Origin of the sequence: Butyricicoccus faecihominis, assembly GCF_014648015.1 — a bacterium.
GTDB classification, from domain to species: Bacteria; Bacillota; Clostridia; order Oscillospirales; family Butyricicoccaceae; genus Agathobaculum; species Agathobaculum butyriciproducens.
In genome coordinates this window covers 141,505-164,588 of record NZ_BMQH01000006.1, presented here as the reverse complement: position 1 = coordinate 164,588, position 23,084 = coordinate 141,505, and the positions used below count along the sequence as shown (strand labels likewise).

23 protein-coding genes are annotated in these 23,084 nt (G+C 58.1%); 20 read left to right on the top strand and 3 right to left on the bottom strand.

The genetic code is table 11. The features are described 5' to 3' along the window. Position 1 precedes the first annotated feature (1 nt). The 18 genes from IEY11_RS07615 (at position 2) to tyrS (ending at position 16,153) form a co-directional block, all read left to right on the top strand. The gene (locus IEY11_RS07615; RefSeq protein ID WP_194461865.1) at positions 2-376 is read left to right on the top strand and encodes a stage III sporulation AC/AD family protein; all 375 of its coding nucleotides are present in this window, start codon (positions 2-4) and stop codon (positions 374-376) included. Next, a complete protein-coding gene (locus IEY11_RS07610; RefSeq protein ID WP_118729795.1) occupies positions 373-1,485 on the top strand; it encodes a stage III sporulation protein AE in 1,113 nt (370 codons plus the stop codon). The genes IEY11_RS07615 and IEY11_RS07610 overlap by 4 nt, the downstream gene beginning before the upstream one ends. Further along, positions 1,482-1,958, top strand: a complete 477-nt coding sequence (locus IEY11_RS07605) for a ubiquitin family protein (RefSeq protein WP_117490660.1) — start codon at positions 1,482-1,484, stop codon at positions 1,956-1,958. The genes IEY11_RS07610 and IEY11_RS07605 overlap by 4 nt, the downstream gene beginning before the upstream one ends. Then, positions 1,955-2,500 carry a hypothetical protein gene (locus IEY11_RS07600; protein ID WP_118729796.1) on the top strand — a complete coding sequence of 182 codons (546 nt, stop codon included), beginning with the start codon at positions 1,955-1,957 and terminating at the stop codon, positions 2,498-2,500. The genes IEY11_RS07605 and IEY11_RS07600 overlap by 4 nt, the downstream gene beginning before the upstream one ends. A 30-nt stretch (positions 2,501-2,530) precedes the next feature. After that, on the top strand, positions 2,531-3,061 hold the full coding sequence (locus IEY11_RS07595; RefSeq protein ID WP_188886227.1) for a SpoIIIAH-like family protein: 531 nt from the start codon (positions 2,531-2,533) through the stop codon (positions 3,059-3,061). A 103-nt stretch (positions 3,062-3,164) separates the two neighbouring features. Continuing rightward, positions 3,165-3,611: an Asp23/Gls24 family envelope stress response protein gene (locus tag IEY11_RS07590; RefSeq protein ID WP_188886226.1), complete on the top strand. Its 447-nt coding sequence runs from the start codon at positions 3,165-3,167 to the stop codon at positions 3,609-3,611. A 156-nt stretch (positions 3,612-3,767) separates the two neighbouring features. Then, positions 3,768-4,247, top strand: coding sequence for a transcription antitermination factor NusB (gene nusB, locus IEY11_RS07585; protein ID WP_188886225.1), 480 nt, complete (start codon positions 3,768-3,770; stop codon positions 4,245-4,247). Beyond that, entirely contained in the window at positions 4,240-5,169 is a 930-nt protein-coding gene (locus IEY11_RS07580; RefSeq protein WP_188886224.1) for a tRNA (adenosine(37)-N6)-threonylcarbamoyltransferase complex transferase subunit TsaD, read from the top strand. The genes nusB and IEY11_RS07580 overlap by 8 nt, the downstream gene beginning before the upstream one ends. Before the next feature lie 84 nt (positions 5,170-5,253). Next, positions 5,254-6,528 carry an exodeoxyribonuclease VII large subunit gene (xseA, locus tag IEY11_RS07575; RefSeq protein WP_188886223.1) on the top strand — a complete coding sequence of 425 codons (1,275 nt, stop codon included), beginning with the start codon at positions 5,254-5,256 and terminating at the stop codon, positions 6,526-6,528. Between the two features lies 1 nt (position 6,529). Beyond that, complete coding sequence (xseB, locus tag IEY11_RS07570) at positions 6,530-6,766, top strand: exodeoxyribonuclease VII small subunit (protein ID WP_117490672.1); 237 nt, start codon at positions 6,530-6,532, stop codon at positions 6,764-6,766. Continuing rightward, a complete protein-coding gene (locus IEY11_RS07565; RefSeq protein ID WP_118729799.1) occupies positions 6,763-7,647 on the top strand; it encodes a polyprenyl synthetase family protein in 885 nt (294 codons plus the stop codon). Before xseB ends, IEY11_RS07565 begins: the two co-directional genes overlap by 4 nt. Before the next feature lie 838 nt (positions 7,648-8,485). Continuing rightward, complete coding sequence (locus tag IEY11_RS07560) at positions 8,486-9,070, top strand: hypothetical protein (RefSeq protein ID WP_188886222.1); 585 nt, start codon at positions 8,486-8,488, stop codon at positions 9,068-9,070. A 45-nt stretch (positions 9,071-9,115) separates the two neighbouring features. After that, positions 9,116-10,993 (top strand): 1-deoxy-D-xylulose-5-phosphate synthase, encoded by a 1,878-nt coding sequence (gene dxs, locus IEY11_RS07555; RefSeq protein WP_188886221.1) that lies wholly within the window; start codon positions 9,116-9,118, stop codon positions 10,991-10,993. After that, on the top strand, positions 10,968-11,789 hold the full coding sequence (locus tag IEY11_RS07550) for a TlyA family RNA methyltransferase (protein WP_188886220.1): 822 nt from the start codon (positions 10,968-10,970) through the stop codon (positions 11,787-11,789). The genes dxs and IEY11_RS07550 overlap by 26 nt, the downstream gene beginning before the upstream one ends. Further along, positions 11,786-12,637 carry an NAD(+)/NADH kinase gene (locus IEY11_RS07545; protein ID WP_118285992.1) on the top strand — a complete coding sequence of 284 codons (852 nt, stop codon included), beginning with the start codon at positions 11,786-11,788 and terminating at the stop codon, positions 12,635-12,637. The genes IEY11_RS07550 and IEY11_RS07545 overlap by 4 nt, the downstream gene beginning before the upstream one ends. A 33-nt stretch (positions 12,638-12,670) precedes the next feature. Continuing rightward, positions 12,671-13,126, top strand: coding sequence for an arginine repressor (locus tag IEY11_RS07540; protein WP_110436711.1), 456 nt, complete (start codon positions 12,671-12,673; stop codon positions 13,124-13,126). An 18-nt stretch (positions 13,127-13,144) separates the two neighbouring features. Beyond that, positions 13,145-14,824, top strand: a complete 1,680-nt coding sequence (recN, locus tag IEY11_RS07535) for a DNA repair protein RecN (protein ID WP_188886219.1) — start codon at positions 13,145-13,147, stop codon at positions 14,822-14,824. A gap of 105 nt (positions 14,825-14,929) precedes the next feature. Beyond that, positions 14,930-16,153 (top strand): tyrosine--tRNA ligase, encoded by a 1,224-nt coding sequence (gene tyrS / locus IEY11_RS07530; protein WP_188886218.1) that lies wholly within the window; start codon positions 14,930-14,932, stop codon positions 16,151-16,153. Positions 16,154-16,236: 83 nt separating this feature from the next. Here tyrS and IEY11_RS07525 read toward each other — a convergent pair whose 3' ends face one another. Then, positions 16,237-17,151, bottom strand: coding sequence for an AEC family transporter (locus IEY11_RS07525; RefSeq protein ID WP_188886217.1), 915 nt, complete (start codon positions 17,149-17,151; stop codon positions 16,237-16,239). Positions 17,152-17,194: 43 nt separating this feature from the next. Between IEY11_RS07525 and IEY11_RS07520 the strand changes: the two genes are divergently transcribed. After that, positions 17,195-18,049, top strand: a complete 855-nt coding sequence (locus IEY11_RS07520; RefSeq protein WP_188886216.1) for a LysR family transcriptional regulator — start codon at positions 17,195-17,197, stop codon at positions 18,047-18,049. A gap of 12 nt (positions 18,050-18,061) precedes the next feature. Here the strand turns inward: IEY11_RS07520 and IEY11_RS07515 are convergent, their stop codons facing one another. After that, positions 18,062-19,060 (bottom strand): D-isomer specific 2-hydroxyacid dehydrogenase family protein, encoded by a 999-nt coding sequence (locus IEY11_RS07515; protein ID WP_188886215.1) that lies wholly within the window; start codon positions 19,058-19,060, stop codon positions 18,062-18,064. Positions 19,061-19,065: 5 nt separating this feature from the next. After that, positions 19,066-20,259: an aminotransferase-like domain-containing protein gene (locus IEY11_RS07510; RefSeq protein ID WP_118480186.1), complete on the bottom strand. Its 1,194-nt coding sequence runs from the start codon at positions 20,257-20,259 to the stop codon at positions 19,066-19,068. A 242-nt stretch (positions 20,260-20,501) separates the two neighbouring features. Here IEY11_RS07510 and IEY11_RS07505 point away from each other — a divergent pair, with 242 nt between their 5' ends. After that, positions 20,502-23,069: a translation factor GTPase family protein gene (locus IEY11_RS07505; protein ID WP_188886214.1), complete on the top strand. Its 2,568-nt coding sequence runs from the start codon at positions 20,502-20,504 to the stop codon at positions 23,067-23,069. The last annotated feature ends 15 nt before the right edge of the window (positions 23,070-23,084 follow it).

Here is a 23,084-nt window from a genome sequence, read left to right as displayed (position 1 = left end):
CTTGATTTGCGGTATTGTCCTTGCGGCGCTCACGCTGTCGCTGGTGCTGAAAAAGGATGCGCCCGCTATCGCGTTTCTGCTGGTGCTGACGGCAGGCGTGATCCTGCTTTTGCGGGTGTTCAGCGCAGCCGGAAGCGCGGCGCAGCGGTTTTCCGGTCTGCTCTCGCAGTGCGGCTTGGATTCCGCGCTGTATCTGCCGGTGTGCAAGGCAGTCGGTGTGGCGGTCGTGGTGCGGATCGCAGCCGCGCTTTGCCGGGACGCCGGTCAGTCCGCGCTTGCCGCCAAGATGGAGATTGCAGGCGCTGTCCTGACGCTTTCCGTGTGCCTGCCGCTTTTCGAGCAGGTGTTCGACCTTATTACGGAGTGGGCAGTATGAGCAAATGCAAACTGGCGCTGAATGCTATTCTCGTGCTCCTGCTGTTCCTGCCGTTCGCGCATGCGGCCGTGAGTGAGGAACAGGTGCAGTCAGTCGGCGGCAGCAGTCTGACTGACGCTATGCCGAACAGTGCGCGGCAATACCTTGACGGCGTATCGCCGGAAAACGCGGACACGCTGTCGGATTCGGTCTCCCGCGTGCTGGAAAACATGACCTCGGACAGCCAAAGTGCGATTCGGACTGCACTTGGCGGACTGTTGCGCGTAGCCGTGATTGTGCTGCTGGCCTCGGTGGCGCGCGGCTTTTCTGCGGCGGCGGGCGGCGAGGCCAACGACTGGATCGACATGGCGGCGGCACTTGGCTGTGCGGCAGTGCTCCTGCGGGATTTCACGGGTGTGCTGTCGCTCTGCCGCGACACGCTCGACCAGATCGGCGTGTTTTCGGGCACACTTCAGCCGGTGCTCGCCACCGTACTTGCGACCGGCGGCAACACGGCGACCGCAACGGTTTTACAGGCGGCGACCATGGTGGTGTTTGATCTTGTGATACGGCTGGTGAACGCCCTGCTTGTTCCGGCGGCGTGCGCGTATCTTGCTATCACGGCGGTGGATGCTGCGGCAGGAAACGGCATGCTGCGCGGCATCGCGGACGGCATAAAATCCCTGACCTCGGGTGTACTTAAACTCATTTTAACACTGTTCACCGCATATCTTGCGATAGCGGGCGGTGTTTCCGGCAACGTGGACCGCATGACGCTAAAGACCGCGAAACTTGCGGTGTCCGGTGCGGTTCCGGTGGTCGGCGGTGTGATTTCGGACGCGACCGAAACCATGTTGTCCGGTGCAGCTCTGCTGCGCGGCTCGATCGGCATTTTCGGGATGCTGTGTATAGCGGCTATCTGCTTTGTGCCGTTCGTTCGGGCGGGAGCAAGCTATTTGTGCTACAAGGCGGGTGCAGCCGTGCTCTCGCCGCTGTGCTCGGACGGCATGAAGCGGTTCCTCGAAAACGTAGGCACCGGCTTCGGTCTGCTGCTCGGCATGCTGAGCACCTGCTGTATGATTTTATTCCTCGAACTCGTGTATATGGTGGCGATGGTGAAACCAATATGACTGAATTACTGCAAACGATATTACTGCGCGTGACGATCGCGGGAGCCGTGTCCGCGGTGGCGCTCAAGCTGGCAGGCGGCGGAGCCTTAAAAGAGGTTGTGCGGACAGCTGCCGGTCTGCTCATGCTGCTGGCGCTCCTACAGCCGCTGGCGGGACTGCACTTGCTGTCGTGGAACTGGCAGAGCAGCGTCTCGCAGAGCGACTTAGACGAAATGCAGGCGCGCAACATGCAGACCACGATGAGCACGGTCGCGGCGAGCATTGCGAAGGCGGTGCAGCAGCGTGCAGAGGAAGCCGGTATTCCGTGCACGGTGAATGTGGAGATGGCAAATGACGCGGACGGACTGCTGCAGGTCGATAAAGTAACCGTGTACTACGACAGTACAGCGGCGAATCGCCTGTCCGAGCTGCAAAGTCTGCTGACCAAGGAATGCGGCGTACCCGCAGAACGACAGGAGCTGATTGCAAGATGAAACTGCCGGATAACGAAAACTTAACTGCCGTCAAGGAGAAAATCCTGCCGGTTTTGAAGAAATACCGGGCCGTGCTGGCGGTATTGCTCGCGGGCGTGCTGCTGCTCACCTCGGGGCACAGCGGAAACACGGAGCAGGTGCAGACCACAAGTGCGGATACAACGGTTTCGCAGTCGTTCGACCTGAACGACTTCCAGCAGGAGCTGCAGGCGCGGCTTGCCGCAATTTCCGGCGCCGGACGTGTGGAGCTCATGCTGTCGCTCGACCAGACCGAGGAATCGGTCTACGCGGTCAACACCCGCCAGACAAGCGGGAGTGACAGCCGCAGCCGGGAAAGCGATGTGAGCGTGGTCTCGAACGGCAGCTGCGGCGAAACGCCCGTGACGGTCAAGCGCGTTCTGCCGGTATTCCGCGGTGCGGTCGTGCTGTGCGATGGCGCGGATGACGCATCCGTTCGGCTGTCCGTCACACAGGCGGTGAGCACGGTGTGCGGCATCGGCGCAGACAAAGTTACGGTTCTGAAAATGCAATCCGATACATAAGGTATAGCAATTCGTTAGGAGGGCAGGCAGATGAAGAAGATCAAAAAACGCGGAGCGGTCTACGGTGTGATCGCGCTGCTGCTGTGCGCAGCGGCTTATCTGAACTGGAGCTACGTTGACACGCCGGAGGACCTTCTTGCGGCGCAGCAGACCGACGCGCAGGCGGATACGCAGACCGATGCCTCGGCGGACAGCACCGCCGGTGAGGGCGATTATTTTGCATCCTCACGGCTGACGCGCACGCAGGCGAGAGACGAAGCGGTGAGCACACTCAAGGAGCTCAGTGAGAGCGACACCGCAGACCAGAGTGCAAAAGACGATGCGGCGGCACAGATTTCCGCACTGGCAGACGACACGGTGGCCGAAGCCAATATCGAGAGCCTGATTCGCGCCAAAGGCTATGAGGACGCAGTTGTGATGCTCGGTGACGGCAGCGCGAATATCGTGGTAGCGCCGCCGGACGGCGGTCTGCAGGCCGAGGACGTGGCTGTTATCCGCGATATCGTTATCTCGGAGACCGGCATGACGGCAGGGCAGATCAAAATCGTGGAAGCATCTTAATAGACAGCGTGTATTTTTACTTTGCTTTTTGCACAAACTGTGCTATAATGCTCTTAGACAATGCCGGATGATGGGATTGTCTCAAAAAAGGAGAGTGAGCACTATGGCAGATCACAAGGAGTACTGGTCCACCGAAAGCGATCAGGGCTCTATCCGTATCTCTGAGGATGTTGTTGCGTCTATCGCAGCACTGTCGGCCTCGGAAACCAAGGGTGTCAGCGGTTTGTATTCCAGCCTGACGAGCGACATTGTCGGCTTTATCAGTAAAAAGAATTTGTCCAAGGGCGTCCGTATCGAACTCGGCGATGATGATACCGTTAAGGTGGAGATCGGCTTCCTCGCACTGTTCGGCTACAACATTTGTGATGTGGCAAAGGAAGTGCAGGAGAACGTCAAGTCCTCGATCGAGTCCATGACCGGTCTGCGCGTTGTCGAGATCAACGTGCATGTCGGCGGCGTGACCTTCAAGCCGTCCGCTTCGGCTGAGGAAAAGGCCGAGCCGGCACCGTCCGAGATCGAAACTCCGGCGGAGACGGCAGACGCTGAGTAACATGAGCAAAACAGGCATGGCTGCGGCTGTGCCTGTTTTTCTGTTGCCCGGTTTTATGAAATATGGAATACCGCCTTGCGTTTTGCCCGAAAATAGGATAAAATAGTTATACTGAATAGTAGGCGAAATTTGCGTAAATATAGGAGGTCCTGCTGCATGAGTGTGATGAGCAGAACAAAAGCAAGAGAAATTGCGCTGCACCTGATCTTTGAGATGGGGTTCCAGCAGTTTGAAGAAGAAAACCTGAACGAGCGACTGGATGAGGAAATCATGAAGTCCATCAGCGGAGATATCGCACTGTATGCGGGCAAGCTGAGCGAGGAACAGACCGCGTATATCCGCACGGTGGTAAAGGGCGTGGCAAACGACCTGCCGGTGCTCGATACCATTATCGAGGCCAATTCCAAGGGCTGGTCGCTCAACCGTCTGTCCCACATGACCATCGCGGTACTGCGTCTGGCGCTCTTTGAGATGCGCGATGTAGACGACGTTCCGGTCGGCGTAGCCATCAACGAGGCCGTTGAGCTGGCGAAGAAGTACGACACCGAGGATGCCGCTTCCTTTATCAACGGCGTGCTCGGCTCTGCCGCCCGTGCAGAGTTCCCGCAGGAAAAGCAGGAGAGCACCAATGCCTGAGCGCTTTCTGGGAATTGATACGTCCAACTATCGCACGTCAGCGGCGATTTACAACGCCGAGACCGGTGAGTGGGTCAACCGCGGCGGATTGCTGACCGTGCCGGAAGGCGCGATCGGTCTGCGCCAGTCGGATGCGCTGTTCCAGCATACCGTGCGTCTGCATGAAAAAATCGAGGCTCTGCCGCAGGGAGAGGTGCGCGCCATCGGCGTCAGCACCCGTCCCCGCGCGGTGGAAGGCTCGTATATGCCGTGTTTTCTGGCAGGAGAGAGCGTCGCGCGGAGCGCGGCGCATTTGCTTTCCGTGCCGCTTTTTACCGTGTCTCATCAGCAGGGACATATCGCGGCAGCAGCGCTGTCGGCTGGCAAGCTGGATTTGCTTGACGGCGAATTCCTGGCGTGGCACCTGTCCGGCGGCACGAGTGAGCTGCTGCATGTGAAGTGCGGTGCAGACGGCCTGCCGGACTGCACCTGCATCGGCGGTACGACCGACCTTGCAGCCGGTCAGCTGCTCGATCGCGCGGGAAATCTGCTCGGTCTGCCGTTCCCGTCCGGCGGCGCACTGGACGCGCTGGCGCTCACCGCCGAGCCGGAAAAGGGTTTCAAACCCAAGGTAAACGAGTGTAAATTCTCGCTCTCCGGTATGCAGAATCAGGTAGAGAATAAATTCAAGAGCGCCGAGCCAAAGCAGATGGCGCGTTTTGCGCTCGAGACCGTGGTAAATGCCGTTATCAAAGCCACCGAGCAGGCACGCGAGCAGTATCATTGCCCGATTTTGTGCGCAGGCGGCGTCATGGCCAGCCAGATCATCCGTGCCCGCATGAATAAACGGTTCGGCGGGGAGATCTCCTTCGCGGAGCCGACACTTTCGGGAGATAATGCTGTGGGCGTGGCAGTGCTGGCGGCAAAACTCTGTAACAGATAGGAGGTAGGAGTTAGGTGGTAGGGATGGAAAATTGAAAATGAACCAAACTCATCACTCCTTCCTCCTCACTCCTAACTTGTTGGAATGGCAACGATCTACACAGTATCTCAATTAAACAATGAAATAAAGGACTTGCTCGATGCGGTTCCCGGCTACCGCGGGTTAATGGTGCAGGGCGAAATCTCGAACTACAAGGCGCATTCATCCGGGCACCACTACATGACGCTCAAGGACGAAAACGCGGCCATCAATGCGGTCATGTTCCGCTCGGATGCGATGCGGCTGAAATTCCGTCTGCAGAACGGCATGAAGGTCATCGTCAAGGCGCGTGTCAGCTCGTTCCCGCGCACAGGCGCGGTGCAGCTGTATGTGTCCGAGATCATCCCGGACGGCGCGGGTGCGCTCAACCTTGCGTTCGAGCAGCTCAAGGCGAAATTACAGGCTGAGGGCTTGTTCTCCGAGCGGTACAAGAAGCCCATCCCGTCCTGTCCGGACAGTATCGCGCTCGTAACCTCGCCGACCGGCGCGGCGGTGCGTGACATGATACGCATTCTCGGCCGCCGCTGGCCGCTGGCAAAGGTCGTACTGTATCCGGCGCAGGTGCAGGGACAGGGCGCGGCGGAGAGCATTGCACGCGCGATCGCTCTGGCGAACGCCATCGGCGAAGCAGATGTCATTCTGTGCGGCCGAGGCGGCGGCTCGATGGAGGATTTGTGGGCATTCAATGAGGAAGTGACTGCCCGGGCGATTTTTGCCTCCGAGATTCCGGTGATTTCCGCGGTCGGCCACGAGCCGGATTTCACGATTGCGGACTTTGTTGCCGATCTTCGTGCGCCTACGCCGTCCGGTGCGGCGGAGCTTGCCGTGCCTGACAGAGCCGAGTGCGCGCTGAACTTACGCACACTGAATGCACGTCTGTACACGGCGGCGCACCGCAGGGCAGAGCAGCAGAGAAAGCTGTTGGACGGTCTGCAGGAGCGGCTGTCGAACCGCACACCGATGAAATACATCGAGGAAAAACGCCTGCTGCTGACACAGACCGAGGAACGCCTGCTTTCGGCGGTTCCGGCGCGGCTGGAGACCGAGCACAACCGACTGAACGGACTGCGGCAGCGCCTGCTCACGGCAGGACAAAGCGGTCTGCACCGCTGTAAACTACGGTTCGCACAGACTGTGGCGACACTCGACGCAATGAGCCCGCTGCGCGTTCTGGGCCGCGGCTACGCGGTAGCGACCAAGGGCGCCAAGCATACGGTCGTAACCGATGCAGCGGCACTCAAGCAGGGAGACACCCTGCATATTCAATTTGCAAAAGGTGCGGCAGACTGCCGCGTGACCGATATCGAGGAGGACAAGTAACATGGCGGAAAGAACATTTGAAAGCCAGATGGCACGTCTGGAAGAGATCGTGCGGCTGCTCGAGCGCGGTGAAGCACCGCTGAACGAAAGCATGAAGCTGTTCGAGGAGGGCACCAGACTGTCCGCGTCCCTCGGCAAGCTGCTGGACAAGGCCGAGCAGAAGGTCACCGTCATGCAGGAGAACATGCAGGGTGAACTCACAGAGCAGCCGTTTGCGGCAGAGGAGGAAGCAAAATGACGTTTTCCGAGCAGTTAAAGGCAGATATTGCGCTCATTGAACCTGCACTGGAGAAATACCTCTCGCGGGAGACCGGCGAGGGTTACGACCGCATTTTCGAGGCTGCAAAGTACTCCGCGATGGCAGGCGGCAAGCGCCTGCGCCCGGTGATCGTGCTGGAATTCTGCCGCCTGTGCGGCGGCGATATCGAGAAGGCGCTGCCGTTCGCGTGTGCGCTTGAGATGATCCATACCTACTCACTCATCCATGATGACCTTCCGTGCATGGACAACGACGACTTGCGCCGCGGCAGACCGACCTGCCACAAGGCTTTCGATGAAGCGACGGCGGTCCTCGCGGGTGACGGACTGCTGACGGCGGCTTTTGAGACGGCTTCGGCGGCAAAGGATGTTCCGGCGGAGACCATCGTGCGCTGCATTCGTATTCTGGGCGAAAACGCGGGCATGAATGGCATGATCGGCGGTCAGGTGCTCGATATGGGCGCCGAGCACCGCAAAATCTCGCTCGACGAGCTGCGTCTGCTGCAGAAGCTGAAGACCGGGTGCCTGCTCCGTGCGGCGTGTGAACTCGGCTGTGCGGCTGCCGGTGCGACTGACGAGGACACCCTCACTCGGGCACGCGCTTACGGCGAAAAGCTGGGTCTGGCGTTCCAGATTGAGGACGATATCCTTGATATCGAGGGAGATGCCGCAACACTCGGAAAATCCATCGGCAAGGACGCGGCCAGTGAGAAATCCACATTTCCGTCTTTGCTCGGTCTGGAGGAATGCCGAGAGCTTGCGGCAAAGCTGACCGAGGAAGCAGTGAACGCGGTAAAACCGCTGAACGGTCATGCATTCCTTGTCGAACTGGCACGCAGTCTGACCGGCCGCACCAGGTAAGACGCATATTCACATAAAATTTACACACATTTCTTGAATATTTATGCGTTCTGTGTTAATATAACAGATAAGTGACGTAGTATCCTAGTCAGTTCATGCGATTCCCAAGACGGGCCTAAAAATCCGTAGACGGGCATATCGATGAAGTCTCTGGTGTTTGCTTCTTACGCCCAGTTTGGGGTGGATGCTGGAGGTTAAGGCTTGAGGGCGCGCTTCAATGGCATGAAGTACCGACCCTCTTGCCGTGGAGACCCGTGACTGTCGGATGCCTATAGCATTTCATAAGAGATTGATGGACGTCCAACGGCACGGGATGAAACCTGCAATGCGGTGCAGCGGAAGTTACAAAGGATTGATCACCGACGTAAGGACCAAAGTGCTGTGTGCAGTGTAGCCTGCCTTGAGTGGCCATGGTGAATAAGGTATCCGCCTGCGGTTTCCCGGCCAGGAATGCCGCGGGAATTGACTTTTGAAACCATGTCTGCAAAAGAGGCTAAGAATCGTTTTGACTGTAGTGGAAATCACCTAGGCTATTCTAACGAGGCAGACCGTGGATTGCAGTGCGGACTCAGTGGCAATTCGGTCCCGAACATGGTAACATCTCGGCACGGACTTTAATGGGAAACCCCCTTGACGGCGACGCGAGGCAGTCCGCGGGGAAAACCAACCGAACCTCAAGCCGCAAGATTTACTCGGTCTGCCGTCACTTACCCTATAAAAGAAAAGCCGTCTTTGCGGCTTATGATAGACGCTCCGGCGGCGGAATTTGCGGTTTGCCGCAATTTTCTGCTATTATGGAATAAATCCGGGGCAAAAATCGGTGAAGGAGTTATCTTCAGTGGATACGACCGACAAACAAAAGAAAAAACCGCCGCAAAAGCCCAAGGCTGTTAATACCGCATGGGTCGGCTTGATCACCGTCATCAGCTTTGCGCTGAGCGTTGTCATGTCCTATATCTCGAACGAAGCATTGGCCAGTGCGGGCACGATTCTGTCCTTTGCTGTGCTGCTGCTCTTCATTGCGCTCGGCATTGTGTTTGACATGATCGGCGTAGCATCCACCTCGGCGACCGAGAAGGAATTTCACTCGATGGCGGCCCACCGTGTGCGCGGCGCGCGCGAGGCGGTCTGGATGGTGCGAAACGCAGAGAAGGTTTCCAGCATCTGCAACGATGTGGTGGGCGATATCTGCGGCATTATCTCCGGTGCGACCGGAGCACTCATTGTTGCACATATCACCTCGGGCGTGAGTGCGGGACTCAAGGTTGCGGTATCTCTGCTGATTACCGGTCTGATTTCGGCACTGACCATCGGCGGCAAGGCAGCCGGCAAGGGAATCGCGGTGATGTGCAGCAGCAAGGTGCTGGCGCTCTGCGGACGCGTGCTGTCCGTTCTGCCGCTCAAGCTGGATAACCGAAAGTAACGATATAAATACAGATAAACTGCCTTTCCAAAGGTGGGGATATTGATGAAGCAAAAACGATACGGAATTTTAGACAATATAAGCAGTCCTGCCGATTTGCGCGGACTGTCGTACGACACACTCGGCGTGCTGTGCGCTGCGCTGCGCGAGTTCATTGTGGACTCGGTGTCGCAGACCGGCGGTCATTTGGCGTCCAATCTGGGCATTGTAGAGCTGGCTGTCGCACTCGAGCGCGAGTTTGACTCCTCACGTGACCGCATCATCTACGATGTAGGTCATCAGTGCTATGTCCACAAGATCCTGACCGGTCGGCGCGATCGCTTTGACACGCTGCGGCAGTATGGCGGCCTGTGCGGCTTTATGAAGCCGGAGGAGAGCATCACCGACCCGTGCATCACGGGACATGCCTCGGATTCGGTTTCGGTGGCGCTCGGCATGGCGCATGCACGCACGCTTAAAAACCAGAAGTACCACGTTGTCGCGGTCATCGGCGACGGTGCACTGACCGGCGGCATGGCATATGAGGCGCTGAGCAGCGCCGGCACCTCTCGGGAGCCGCTGCTCGTGGTGCTCAACGACAACAATATGTCGATCGCCAAGAATGTCGGCGGACTCAGCCGTCATTTGTCGCGCCTGCGCGTCAGCCCGCAATATCTGCGTGCAAAAACCCGCATCAAGGAGCGACTCAGCCGCATTCCGGGCGGCGGAACAATCACGCGCGCGGTATCGCGCTTCAAGGCGAAGATCAAGCGGGCTGTCCTGCCGACCTCACTGTTCGAGCAGATGGGCTTTACCTATCTCGGTCCGGTGGACGGTCATGACATCAAGAGCGTGTGTGAGTTCATCGCACTGGCGAAAAAAATGAAAAAACCGGTTCTGCTGCACGTTATGACACAGAAGGGCAGAGGCTATGCCCCGAGTGAGCAGCATCCGGAGAAATACCACGGCGTTTCCAAGTTCGACCGCGTAACAGGCGCACCGCTTGCCGCGAAGAAGGAGGACTTCTCTGCGTTCTTCGGCAAAGAGCTTTGCGCACTGGCCGAGAAGGACAACCGCATTTGCGCGATCACAGCGGCTATGCCGTCCGGCACGGGACTGACCCGCTTTGCGGAGAAATTCCCGGAACGCTTTTTCGATGTCGGCATCGCCGAGGAGCACGCCATCGGTATGGCGGCTGGTATGGCGGCACAGGGACTGGTGCCGGTAGCGGCCATTTACTCGACCTTCCTGCAGCGCGCTTACGACCAGATTGTTCACGATATTGCAATCGAAGGTCTGCACGTTGTTCTGTGCGTGGACCGCGCGGGCATTGTCGGCGCGGACGGCGCAACGCATAACGGTGTGCTGGATATCGCGTTCCTGCGGTCTGTCCCGGGCGTGAAGATTTTCTGTCCGTCCGACTTTGCGGAACTCCGAGCCATGCTGTCCCGTGCGATTTACAGGGAGACCGGACCGGTCGCTATCCGTTACCCGCGCGGCAGCGAAGGCGCGTACCGCAGGGAGCTGTCGGCACAGCCGCTCGTGTGCGTACACGAGCAATCCGGCAGCGAGGTGACGATCGTCACACACGGCATTATGGTCAATCAGGCGATCGACGCCGCGGAAATCCTCATGCACGAGGGCATCCGCGCACAGGTTTACAAGGTAAATGAAATCGGCAGCGGACTGGAACAGGCGTATGCCGAGGAGAAGGAAAAACTCGGCGGCTGGTGTGTCGTTGCGGAGGACGTTGTGCCGAACGGCAGCGTCGGCGAGTGGCTTGCCGCGCACCGCAGCGAGCGTACCGATCTTCTGAATACCGGCAACCGCTTTCTGCCGCACGGCGGCGTAAACGAGCTGTACCGTCACTGCGGCATTGATGCCGAGGGCATTGCGGCATATATCATGAAAAATCGGAATGGGAAGGAGAACAGCGTTGGCTAAGAAGAGACTGGACGTATTGCTGTTTGAAAAGGGTCTTTGTCCCTCGCGGGAGCGTGCAAAGACTGCGATCATGGAGGGAATCGTTTACATTGCAGGCCAGAAGGCGGGCAAAGCAGGCGATATGGTTGACGAAAACGCCGAACTGGAGGTTCGCGGCAACGAGAACGCATTTGTGTCCCGCGGCGGCAAGAAGATCGAGAAGGCGCTCAACTACTTTAACATCGACCCGACCGATCTGGTCGTGATGGACGTTGGTGCATCGACCGGCGGCTTTACCGACTGCCTGCTGCGCCGCGGTGCGCGCAAGGTGTATTCCATCGACGTCGGCTATGGCCAGCTGGCGTGGAGTCTGCGTCAGGATCCGCGTGTCAAGTGCATGGAGCGCACCAATATCCGCTATGTAACGCCGGATATGCTGGAGGAAACGCCGTCGCTGTGCGTCATCGACGTGTCGTTTATTTCCCTCAAGCTGGTACTGCCGGTCGTTTCCAGCCTGCTGACCGAGGACGGCCATGTTGCCAACCTTATCAAGCCGCAGTTTGAGGCCGGCAAGGGCAAGGTCGGCAAAAAGGGCGTTGTCCGTGAGCCGGAGATTCACCTTGAGGTACTGCAGAATTATGTGGAAAACGCGCATGCGGCAGGCTTTAAGGTGCTTGATGTGACGTTTTCTCCCATCAAGGGACCTGAGGGCAATATTGAATTTCTCGGCTATCTGGAAAAGCAGGGCGAGGAGCACATTCCGGATCTGGCAGACGTTGTCCGTCAGGCACATGAGGAGCTGGACGCAAAGGCATGATGAAGAACATTTTCATCTATCCCAATCTGCGCAAGGACAGCGCACGCGATATCCTGCAGCCGGTGTGCGATCAGCTGCGGCGTGACGGTGTGCGGCTTATGCTGCCCAAGCAGATGCGGGTCGTGCCGCCCATCATTGAGGACGCAGATTACATGAAAACCGAGGACGCCGTGCAGTTTGCGGATATGGCGGTCGTGCTTGGCGGAGACGGAACCATGCTCCGTCTGGCACGAGAGGCGGCACAGAATCAGCTGCCGCTGCTCGGCATCAATGTCGGTCACGTCGGCTTTATGACCGAACTGGAACCGGCTGAGCTGCCCGAAATGGAAAAGCTGTTCACCGGTGAATTTTCACTGGACAGCCGTATGATGCTGCATGTTGCTGTGCAGCGCGGCGGGCGTATCGTGTATGAGAACGACGCGCTCAATGATATTGTTATCGCAAAGGGCACCGCGTTCCGCGTGGTGCGCGTCGGCATTTCGGCAGACAACGAGGAGGTCACCCGCTTTAACGGCGACGGCGTTATTGCAGCCACGCCGACCGGTTCGACCGCCTACGGTCTGTCGGCAGGCGGCCCGGTCATTGAGCCGAGCGCGGAAAACATCGCTGTTATTCCCATCTGTGCGCACGCACTGGCGGCAAAGTCGTTCGTGTTTGCGCCCGAGCGCAGCGTATCCATCACCGCAGCCTGTGAGGGCGGCAGTGAGGTGTTCATTTCGGCAGACGGCGGACAGGGCTTTGCCGTGCGGCCGGATGATCGGGTCATTATCACCCGTTCCGACCTGCAGACGCGGCTGATTCGTCTGAAAGGCAATAGTTTTTATCGAATTTTACAGCAGAAGCTGTGAGCGGCGCTGCTATAAGAGAGGAAAACGCGAACGATGAAGTTTCAACGACAGGCAAAAATCCTCGATCTCATCGACCGGTTTGAGATTGAAACGCAGGAGGATTTGACCGCACATCTGCGGGCACTAGGCTACAACACCACGCAGGCGACCATTTCGCGCGATATCAAGGAGCTGCGGCTTATCAAGACGCTCTCCTCGGAGACCGGCAAGTACAAGTACACCTCCTCGAACGCCGGGGCGGCAGACAGCTTCACTACGCGTCTGCGCAACATTTTCCGTGAGTGCGTTACGGATATTGATGCGGCACAGAATATGGTCGTCATTAAAACACTGCCCGGTCTGGGACAGGCGGCGGCAATGGCGATTGATGCCATGCGCGCACCCGATGTGGTCGGCACGCTTGGCGGCGACGATACCGTATTCGCCGTTATGCGCGATAACGACAGCGCGCAAAAGTTCTGCAAACAGGCAAGAGACATTCTAAAGTAAGCGAGGGATAAGGCGGCAATGCTGCAATTACTCCACATTGAAAATATAGCGGTCATCGAACGTGCAGACATCGAACTCGATAAGGGTTTGACCGTGCTTTCCGGCGAGACCGGCGCGGGCAAGAGTATCGTTATTGATTCGATCGGTGCGCTGCTCGGCAAGCGCGTCAGCCGCGACTTAGTGCGCTCGGGTGCGCAGAAAGGCTTTGTCAGCGCGGTATTCACCGATCTGCCGCGTGCTCTGCGCGAACTGCTTGACGAGCTTGCACTTTCCGGTGACGAGCCTGACACGCTGTACGTCCAGCGGCAGATTTCCGCGGACGGCAAGAGCACCTGCCGCGTGAATATGAAGCCGGCCAGTGCGGCTGTCCTGCGGCAGCTGGCGCCGTATTTGATCGACATTCACGGTCAGAATGACGGTCAGAAGCTGCTCGATGAAGCACATCACATCGAATATCTGGACGGCTACGCAGGCTGTGCCGAAATACTCGAGCGATACCGCCCGAAATATCAGGCGCTGGTGACACTACGGCGGGAAATTACTGCGCTGGAGACCGGCGAGCAGGAACGCCTGCAGCGCATCGATATGCTGACCTTCCACAAGGAGGAAATCGAGCAGGCGGCACTTAAACCCGACGAGGATGAGGCGCTTGCACAGCGCAAGGCGTATTTCGATCACGCGGGCAAGATCGCGGGTGCACTCGAGCAGGCGCGTATGGCGCTCTCGGGTGACGATGAAATTGCGGGTGCGTGTGAATTGCTCGATCAGGCGGCAAACGCCATCGAGAGCCTGCGCGAAGTGTCGGACGCCTTCGACGGCATGGCCGAGCAGGCCGAGGAAGTGCGCCTGCTGGCGGCAGATTTGCGCGACAGCGTGGCAAGTCAGGGGGATAATCTGGACTTTTCTCCGGCGGAGCGCGAGATGGTCGAGCAGCGCCTGGACGAAATCTACCGTCTGAAGCAGAAATACGGCGGTACGATTCCGGAAATCCTCGCGTATCTCGAGAAGATAACCGCCGAACTGGATACACTCGAGAATGCGGACGACCGCAGGGAAGAACTGCGGGAGCAGTACCGTGGTATGCTTGCGGAAGCCAAGGGCATCGCGGCGGAACTCACCGAACAGCGCCGCAAGGCCGCAAAGCAGCTGGAGAGCGAAATCGTGCGCGAGCTGAGTGAACTGGACATGGACAAGGTGAAAATGCGGGTTGCGGTCCGTACCGGAACTAAGCTGTCCGCGCACGGCTGCGACATCGTGACGTTTGAGATTTCGGTCAATCCGGGTGAGCCGGAAAAGCCGCTCTCCAAGGTGGCCTCCGGCGGCGAGCTGAGTCGCATCATGCTGGCGCTCAAAAACGTATTGACAGCGGGCGAAGATGTTGGTATGCTGATTTTTGACGAGATCGACACCGGCGTTTCCGGCCATGCGGCTCAGCAGATCGGCCGCAAGCTGTCCGCGATTGCGAAAAAGAAGCAGACACTGTGCGTTACCCATCTGCCGCAGATTGCCGCCATGGGCGACCATCACCTGCGCATTTCCAAATCCGTGCGGGACGGCCGCAGCTACACCGATGTCAGCCCGATGGACAGAGCACACCGCGTAGACGAAATTGCACGTCTGCTCTCCGGAGAGGCAATCTCGGATGCAGCACGCCGCAATGCAGAGGAACTGCTCGATGCGGCCGGACAGGGGGCGTGAACCCGTGGTAATCATAGACGAACGCAGAAAAGAGCGTGCTCCATAACGGTATTCGGACTCTTTTATCATAGAATGCAAACAAATTGAAATACAGGAGACAGAATAATGCAGCTTTACGACGAACTGAAAGCGCGCGGTCTGATCGCGCAGGTAACGAACGAAAAAGAGATCAGCGAGATGATCAACAACGGCAAGGCAACCTTCTACATCGGCTTTGACCCGACCGCAGACAGCCTGCACGTTGGTCACTTTATGGCGCTCTGCCTGATGAAGCGCATGCAGATGGCAGGCAACAAGCCGATTGCGCTGATCGGCGGCGGCACCGCTATGATCGGCGACCCGTCCGGCCGTACCGATATGCGCTCGATGATGACCGTCGAGACCATCCAGCACAACTGTGACTGCTTCAAGAAGCAGATGGAGCGCTTCATCGAATTCGGTGAGGGCAAGGCGCAGATGGTGAACAACGCCGACTGGCTGATGAACCTTAACTACATCGAGTTCATCCGCGACATCGGCTCGTGCTTCTCGGTCAACAACATGCTCCGCGCCGAGTGCTTCAAGCAGCGCATGGAGAAGGGTCTGAGCTTCCTCGAGTTCAACTACATGCCGATGCAGTCCTACGACTTCTACTACCTGTTCAAGAACTACGGCTGCAACATGCAGTTCGGCGGCAACGACCAGTGGAGCAACATGCTTGGCGGTACAGAGCTGATCCGCCGCAAGCTGGGCAAGGACGCGCACGCGATGACCATCACTCTGCTGCTCAACTCCGAGGGCAAGAAGATGGGCAAGACCGCTTCCGGCGCAGTTTGGCTCGATCCGAACAAGACTTCTCCTTACGATTTCTACCAGTACTGGCGCAATGTGGACGATGCGGACGTGCTCAAGTGCATCCGTATGCTGACCTTCCTGCCGCTTGAGGAGATCGAGGCGATGGACAGCTGGGAAGGTGCACAGCTGAACAAGGCAAAGGAAATCCTTGCTTATGAGCTGACCGCTCTGGTGCACGGCAAGGAGGAGGCCGAAAAGGCACAGACCGCTGCCAAGGAGATCTTCGTTTCCGGCGGTGCGGCTGCCAACATGCCGACCACCACGCTGACCGATGCGGACTTTACCGACGGCCAGATTGGCGTGCTGACTCTGCTCGTCAAGTGCGGCCTTGCAGCCTCCAACGGTGAGGCGCGCAAGCTGGTGCAGGGCGGCGGCGTTTCGCTGGACGGCGAAAAGGTCGCGGACTTCAAGCAGCAGCTGGCCAAGGACTTCTTTAACGAGGAGTGCATGATTAAGAAGGGCAAAAAGACTTTCCATAAGGTTGTTCTGGGATAACGTCTGTCGCGGAACGACATTTTCAAGAAGACGCAAAGAAGCGGCACAGACCGATTGGTCTGCGCCGCTTTTGTTATCTGGTTTTAGGAAAGAAAGCGTTCAGCCACCAGCATTACCAGCGGCAGCGTTGCCACGGACAGAATGGTGGACAGGCATACATACGACACCGCCTGCCGGTAGTCCTGATCGAACTTCTGCGCAAAGATGGCTGTGCTGCTGGCCACCGGCGTTGCCGCTGCGATCAGCGTAATCAGCGTGATCTCGCCGCGGGCAAAGGGGAACAGCAGGAAGATGAGCACCGTCACCGCCGGAACGACAAGCAGGCGCACGGCAGAGACAACGTACAGCCTTGCACTCGCAAACAGGTCGCGCAGGCGCACCTTGGACAGATAGAAACCGAGAATGATCATCGCCAGAGCAGTATTGGCATCCGCGATGTAGCCGATCGTGCCGGTGACGACCGAGGGCAGCGTCGGCTGAGCCACAAACAGGATGAGACCGATCACCATGGAGATGAAAACCGGATTGACGAACACCATTTTCAGATTGATGGTTTCCTTTTTGCCTGATATAATAACAATACCGTACGTCCACTGCAGCAGATTGACAAGCGTGCTGTATGAGACAACGTAGAACGCCGCCTCCGCGCCGAATACAGCTGTGACGAGCGGAATACCGATGAAGCCGGCGTTGCCGAACGCGACCGCAAAGTTTTCAATCCGGTGCCGGGTGCCGCAGGTGAGGTACGCCACGCCGATGGACGCGACAAATGCGATCACCGCGATAACGGCCGAAATGCCCATGGCACGCAGCTTGTCCACGCTGAACTCGGACATGTAGCTGCGCAGGATAACACACGGAATGACTGCGTACAGCAGCACGTTGGACAGATCACGGCTGCCCTGTTCGGTTATCATGCCGCGGCGGGAGAGGAGCAGACCGAGCATCATCAAAAGAAACATGATGATCGTCTGCTGAAGCAGAATTTGAGTAATCATAAGGGGAATTTTCCTGTACTTTCATAGAATGGAGGGGAATGCGATGGAATTATACCAGCTTCGACAGTTTGCTGCCGTAGCAAAATACGAAAATATGACGCGCGCCGCCGAGAGCCTGAACGTGGCACAGCCCGCTGTATCCAAAACCATACGGAATCTGGAAAGCGAGCTGGGAGCCGAGTTATTCGAGCGAACGGGAAAGGGATTGCGCCGCACCGAGCAGGGAGATATCCTGCTGCGGTACGCACGGACGATACTGGAAGCCGAGCGCGACGCACGTGGCGAAATCGAGGAGAGCCTGCACCGGACAGGTGGTCTGTGCATCTGTGCGCTGTCGTGCGCGGAGCGTATCAGCGAGATACTCGCGGGTTTTTCCACCGAGTACGGCAATCTGGATTTGCGCATCAGCAGTACGCCCGAGGGCAGCGATCTGCTGCTCGATTCCGCGGTATCGCGGGACGAGGTGCCTGCAGGCGCCGTCCTGCTGTACGATGAGGAGATGTGCGTGGCTGTGCCCGAGGGACACCGGTATGCCGATCGGGAAAGCGTATCGCTGACAGAACTTGCCGATGACCCGTTTATCGCGCTGAGCAATTCGCAGTCGTTCCGGCAGATTTCCGAGCATATTTTCCGGTCAGCAGGTATGGAGATGCACGCCGCTATCGAGTGCGACAGCGCGGCCTTGCAGATCCGACTGCTGTCGTGCGGCATGGGTGTTGCACTGGTCGCGTCCGGCGAGTGGCGGCAGGTCTGCGAGGACGCAGGCGTGCGCCTGCTGCACATCAAGGACGCACAGTGCCGCCGGTATATCTATGTGCAGACGCTCGGACGGTTCCGCACGCAGAGCATTCGCGCGTTTACTGCGTATTTGGAGCGGTATTTTACGCAGATGGCGTAAATCCGCGACAGATCATGCGGCGTGGACCTCGAGAGGAACTTTTTCACCGAGTTCAAACTGATGCAGGCTTTCGAGAGAGCACTGAACCATATCGAACACCGCCTGATCGGTGAAGAACGCAACATGCGGGGTAACGATAGTGTTCTGGAAGGATTTCAGGATGATGTAATCGTGGTTGGTGACGCGACTGTTGTAATTGTGATCGACGCGGATCACGTCATCCTCACCCTCAAAGCAGTCCACGCCGACCGAGCCGACACGGCCGGACTCAATGCCGTCGATCAGAGCACGGGTGTCGATCAGCGCGCCGCGTGCGCAGTTGATGATGACAACACCCGGCTTCATCTGCTGAATAGCCTCGGTGTTGATCATGTGGTAGGTGCTGTTGTTGAGGAAGGTGTGCAGCGTGATGACATCGGACTGCGCATACAGCGATTCGAGCGAAACGTACTCCACGCCCATCTGCTTCATTTCTTCGGACGGGTACGGGTCATGTGCGATAATGCGGCAGCCAAAGCCGGACAGATTGTGAATGACGGCCTTGCCGATACGGCCGGTGCCGATGACGCCGACGGTCAGGTTCTGCATCTCCATGCCGCGTGCTGCGCCGGATGCGCCGAGCGAGTAGTCTGCGGTGTGCGAGCGGAACATGATGTAGCCAGCCTTGCGGATGCACATCAGCATGAGCATGACCGTGTAGTTGGAAACCGCATACGGCGAATATCCGGCGTGGGATACGCGGATGCCGAGACGCTCTGCAGCTTTCAGGTCTACATTATCGTAGCCGATGGTGCGCAGGGCCACATAGCGGACACCGTTCTCGGCCAGCTTTTCCAGAATCGGCGCAGGCAGGTCGCAGGTGCAGGAAATGCCGTCGTAGCCGCGGGTCAGCGCAACATTATCGAGGGTCAGCGTGTCCTTCTGCAGCGTAAGGTCCATATTGAGCGACTGACTGAAGTGATCGAAAAACGCGCGTTCGTCCGGACGGGCGTTGAATGCCATAACTTTCATTTTTATTACTCCTTGATCCATTCGTGGGTGAGCTTGCCGAGAATTTCGATGCCCTTGACGATCTGTTCATCGGTCGGGGTAGAATAGTTGAGACGGAAGGCGTTGGACACCTGCTTTTCGTCTGCCAGGAACGCCGAGCCGGGCACGCAGAGTACACCGCGCTGAATCGCCTCGCGGACAAACGGCTGCGAATCCATGCCGTCCGGCAGGAAGGCCATGGCGAACAGGCCGCCTTCCGGCTGCGAGAACGTGACCGCCGGATGGAAGGTGCGGCGCATGGTATCGAGCATGAGATTGCACTTAGCGCGGTATACGTCACGCGCTTTGTCGAGGTGCGCGGCAAAATCGTACTTGGTCATGTACTCGTTGCAGACATACTGGAACAGCACGTTGGAGTGTACATCAGTGGTCTGCTTGGCGATGGTGAGCGGCATGGTGAGCGACTTGTTGAACACAAGGAAGCCCAGTCGGAACGCCGGCGCCATCACCTTGGAAAAGCTGCCTGCATACAGGACGCGGCCTTCGGTGTCCATCGACTTGATGGTTGGCACATCCTCGCCGGAGAAGCGCAGCTCGCCGTACGGGTTGTCCTCGAGGATGGCAATGTCGTATTTGCACGCCAGCTCATACACCTTTTTGCGCTTTTCAAGCGTAGTCGTGATGCCGGACGGGTTCTGGAAGGACGGGATCGTGTACAGCAGCTTGGTCTCGGGATGCGCCTGGAGAGCGGCCTCGAGCGCATCCGTGTCCATGCCATCCTGCTGCATCGGAATGCCGATCAGCTTGGCGCCATACGAGCGGAATGTGTTCAGGCAGCCGACAAAGGCAGGGTCCTCGGTCAGAATGACATCTCCCTCGTTTACCAGAACCTTGGTGGTCAGGTCGGCGCACTGCTGACCGCCGGACAGGATGAACAGCTCATTTTCCTCAAAATCAAAACCCTGTGTGCGGGTGAGGTAGTCCTTCACGGTCTCACGCAGCGGCATGTAGCCCTCGGACAGACCGTACTGCAGAACAGAGACCGGTGCGTTCTTCATGACGTCCGCGATGATGTCCGCAATCTCGGGCACCGGGAAGGTCTCTGCGGACGGGTTGCCGCCGCCGAACGAGATCATGTTCGGGTCCGCGCCGAGCTTGAACAGCTCGCGGATGGCCGAGCCGTGCACATCGCTCATACGGTTGGAAATTTCATACTGCATATCTATCGCTCCTGTTAAGATTTGGAATACAAGAAAACAAAAAGGTGCTGAAACCCCTTAGTCGGTAGGTTTCAGCGCCTTTGCTGATGATTCTATTGTAAACCTGCACAAGAAATTTGTCCAATATCTGTTGTTTATGACGATATAACGGGAAAGAATACATGCTATGCCTTGAAGAATCACGCAAAACCTGCGATAATAGTAGGAGTTAGAATCACTCGAATATGAAAGCGAATTTTGCTATGAAACATATCTGTATTGGCATCACGGCGCACGTTGATGCCGGAAAAACCACTCTGTCGGAAGCCATGCTGTATCAGGCGGGTGCACTGAAAAAATTAGGCCGCGTGGACCATCAGGATGCGTTCCTCGACACGTTTGCGCTTGAGCGCGCGCGCGGCATCACAATTTTCTCCAAGCAGGCGGAGTTCTCCCTGCCGCACACAGAGGTGACACTGCTGGACACGCCCGGTCACGTTGACTTTTCGGCGGAGATGGAGCGCACACTGCAGGTGCTCGACTGTGCGGTGCTGGTCATCAGCGGCACGGACGGCGTGCAGGCGCACACGGAAACGCTGTGGCGGCTGCTGACGCGGCAGGGAATCCCGACGTTTCTGTTCATCAACAAGATGGATTTGGACGGCGCAGACCGAAATGCACTCCTGCAGGAGTTGAAATCGCGGCTGGACAGCGGCTGCGTGGACTTCACTTCGACGGACACAATGGCAGAGGAGCTTGCCGTGTGCGATGAGGGTCTGCTCGAGCAGTACCTCGAGACAGGAATGGTGGACGACAGCCAGATCGCACAGCTGGTTGCGGAACGAAAAGCGTTCCCGTGCTATTTCGGCTCGGCACTCAGACTGGACGGCGTGGACGCGCTGCTGGATGGTCTGGAACGCTATCTTCCTGCACCGCAGTACGGCGCGGACTTCGGTGCGCGCGTGTTCAAGATCGCGCGTGACGCACAGGGCAACCGCCTGTCATATCTCAAAATCACCGGCGGTGCGCTGTCCGTGCGCGAGCAGCTTTCGGGCGGCGAGGACGGCGGCTGGCAGGAAAAAGTGAGCGGCATCCGCATCTACTCGGGTGAAAAATTCCGCACGGCTGAGCGCGTCGAGAGCGGCATGGTATGCGCCGTAACTGGGCTCACCCATACCCGTCCGGGTATGGGTCTTGGCGCGGAAGTCGGTGCGCTGCCGCCGGTTCTGGAACCCGTTCTCGGGTACCGCGTGTGCCTGCCGGAAGGGTGCGACGCACATGTCATGCTGCGCAACCTGCGCCAGCTTGAGGAGGAGGACCCACAGCTTCGCGTGGTGTGGAACGAACGGCTCGGTGAGATACATCTGCAGCTGATGGGAGAGGTACAGCTGGAAATCCTCACCAGCGTTATCGCGGAACGCTTCGGCGTGGATGTGACCTTTGACGAGGGCAGCATCGTCTACCGCGAGACCATCACCGAGCCGGTAATCGGCATCGGTCATTTCGAGCCGTTGCGGCATTACGCCGAGGTGCATCTGCTGCTTGAACCGGCAGAGCGCGGCAGTGGCATTCAGCTGTCAACGGCGTGCCCGACCGATGTGCTTGACCTCAACTGGCAGCGCCTGATCCTGACGCATCTGGCGGAAAAACCGCATTTGGGCGTGCTGACCGGTGCACCTATCACGGATGTGAAGATAACCATCCTTGCAGGACGCGCACACGTCAAGCACACGGAAGGCGGCGACTTCCGTGAGGCAACCTACCGCGCCGTCCGCAACGGCCTTATGCGCACGGAAAGCCTGCTGCTCGAGCCGTATTACGTCTTCCGGCTGGAGCTGCCGGACGAGTGCGTCGGACGCGCCATGACCGACATTCAGCGAATGAACGGCACGTTCGAGCCGCCCGAGCAGGGTGCTCACGGTTCGATTCTGACCGGAACGGCGCCGGTTTCCACCATGCGCAACTACTGGACCGAGGTCGCGGCGTACACCAAGGGACGCGGTCGGCTGTCGTGCACGCCGAACGGCTACGCGCCTTGCCACAACGCGGAGGAAGTCATCTCGGCAGCTGCCTACGACCCGACCGCCGATGTGGAGAATACGCCGGATTCCGTGTTCTGCTCGCACGGTGCAGGCTATGTTGTCAAGTGGAATGAGGTGCCGGAGCACGCGCATATTGATACTTCAAACGTGCTTAAACCTAGGGAAGAAGAGCCGGAACAAGTCCGCCCGGTGCGTTCCTCCGGCACAGGCGGTGGAGACGGCTTCGGCGGCGACGCGGAACTGCGGGCCTTGTTTGAACGCACCTACGGTCCGGTCAAAAACCGCGGCTTTGAAGCCTTCCAGCAGAGCCGTAAAAAGGCCGCGACGCTTGAGCAGCTGTACGTCACCCGCATTCGTGAGGACGATTATCTGCTCGTGGACGGCTACAACATCATCTTCTCGTGGGACGAGCTGCGCGACATTGCCGCCCGTGATGTCAACGCAGCCCGTGAAGCGCTCGTCAACGTGCTGAGCAATTATCAGGGTGTGCGCAGATGCCATCTTATTCTCGTGTTCGATGCCTATAAGGTCAAAGGCGGCACCGGCTCAATTGAGCAGCGCGGCGGCATCCATATTGTCTACACCAAGGAGGCCGAAACTGCGGATATGTACATTGAGCAGGCGTCCTACGACCTGTCGCGCAAGCACCGTGTTCGGGTGGCTACCTCGGATGGTATGGAGCAGATGATCATTCTCGGACATGGCGCAGAGCGTATCTCCGCGACCGAGCTGCACTGGGAAGTAGAGCAGGCCAATGAGCATATTGAGGCAATTCTGAAAAAATTGTAAACAAAAATCGGTTTG

Bases quoted from the DNA above. Each gene is read 5' to 3' on its own strand.
- IEY11_RS07610 (WP_118729795.1), top strand. From the start codon at position 373: ATGAGCAAATGCAAACTGGCGCTGAATGCTATTCTCGTGCTCCTGCTG.
- IEY11_RS07605 (WP_117490660.1), top strand. From the start codon at position 1,482: ATGACTGAATTACTGCAAACGATATTACTGCGCGTGACGATCGCGGGA.
- IEY11_RS07600 (WP_118729796.1), top strand. From the start codon at position 1,955: ATGAAACTGCCGGATAACGAAAACTTAACTGCCGTCAAGGAGAAAATC.
- IEY11_RS07595 (WP_188886227.1), top strand. From the start codon at position 2,531: ATGAAGAAGATCAAAAAACGCGGAGCGGTCTACGGTGTGATCGCGCTG.
- IEY11_RS07590 (WP_188886226.1), top strand. From the start codon at position 3,165: ATGGCAGATCACAAGGAGTACTGGTCCACCGAAAGCGATCAGGGCTCT.
- nusB (WP_188886225.1), top strand. From the start codon at position 3,768: ATGAGTGTGATGAGCAGAACAAAAGCAAGAGAAATTGCGCTGCACCTG.
- IEY11_RS07580 (WP_188886224.1), top strand. From the start codon at position 4,240: ATGCCTGAGCGCTTTCTGGGAATTGATACGTCCAACTATCGCACGTCA.
- xseA (WP_188886223.1), top strand. From the start codon at position 5,254: ATGGCAACGATCTACACAGTATCTCAATTAAACAATGAAATAAAGGAC.
- xseB (WP_117490672.1), top strand. From the start codon at position 6,530: ATGGCGGAAAGAACATTTGAAAGCCAGATGGCACGTCTGGAAGAGATC.
- IEY11_RS07565 (WP_118729799.1), top strand. From the start codon at position 6,763: ATGACGTTTTCCGAGCAGTTAAAGGCAGATATTGCGCTCATTGAACCT.
- dxs (WP_188886221.1), top strand. From the start codon at position 9,116: ATGAAGCAAAAACGATACGGAATTTTAGACAATATAAGCAGTCCTGCC.
- IEY11_RS07550 (WP_188886220.1), top strand. From the start codon at position 10,968: ATGGGAAGGAGAACAGCGTTGGCTAAGAAGAGACTGGACGTATTGCTG.
- IEY11_RS07545 (WP_118285992.1), top strand. From the start codon at position 11,786: ATGATGAAGAACATTTTCATCTATCCCAATCTGCGCAAGGACAGCGCA.
- IEY11_RS07540 (WP_110436711.1), top strand. From the start codon at position 12,671: ATGAAGTTTCAACGACAGGCAAAAATCCTCGATCTCATCGACCGGTTT.
- recN (WP_188886219.1), top strand. From the start codon at position 13,145: ATGCTGCAATTACTCCACATTGAAAATATAGCGGTCATCGAACGTGCA.
- tyrS (WP_188886218.1), top strand. From the start codon at position 14,930: ATGCAGCTTTACGACGAACTGAAAGCGCGCGGTCTGATCGCGCAGGTA.
- IEY11_RS07525 (WP_188886217.1), bottom strand. From the start codon at position 17,151: ATGATTACTCAAATTCTGCTTCAGCAGACGATCATCATGTTTCTTTTG.
- IEY11_RS07520 (WP_188886216.1), top strand. From the start codon at position 17,195: ATGGAATTATACCAGCTTCGACAGTTTGCTGCCGTAGCAAAATACGAA.
- IEY11_RS07515 (WP_188886215.1), bottom strand. From the start codon at position 19,060: ATGAAAGTTATGGCATTCAACGCCCGTCCGGACGAACGCGCGTTTTTC.
- IEY11_RS07510 (WP_118480186.1), bottom strand. From the start codon at position 20,259: ATGCAGTATGAAATTTCCAACCGTATGAGCGATGTGCACGGCTCGGCC.
- IEY11_RS07505 (WP_188886214.1), top strand. From the start codon at position 20,502: ATGAAACATATCTGTATTGGCATCACGGCGCACGTTGATGCCGGAAAA.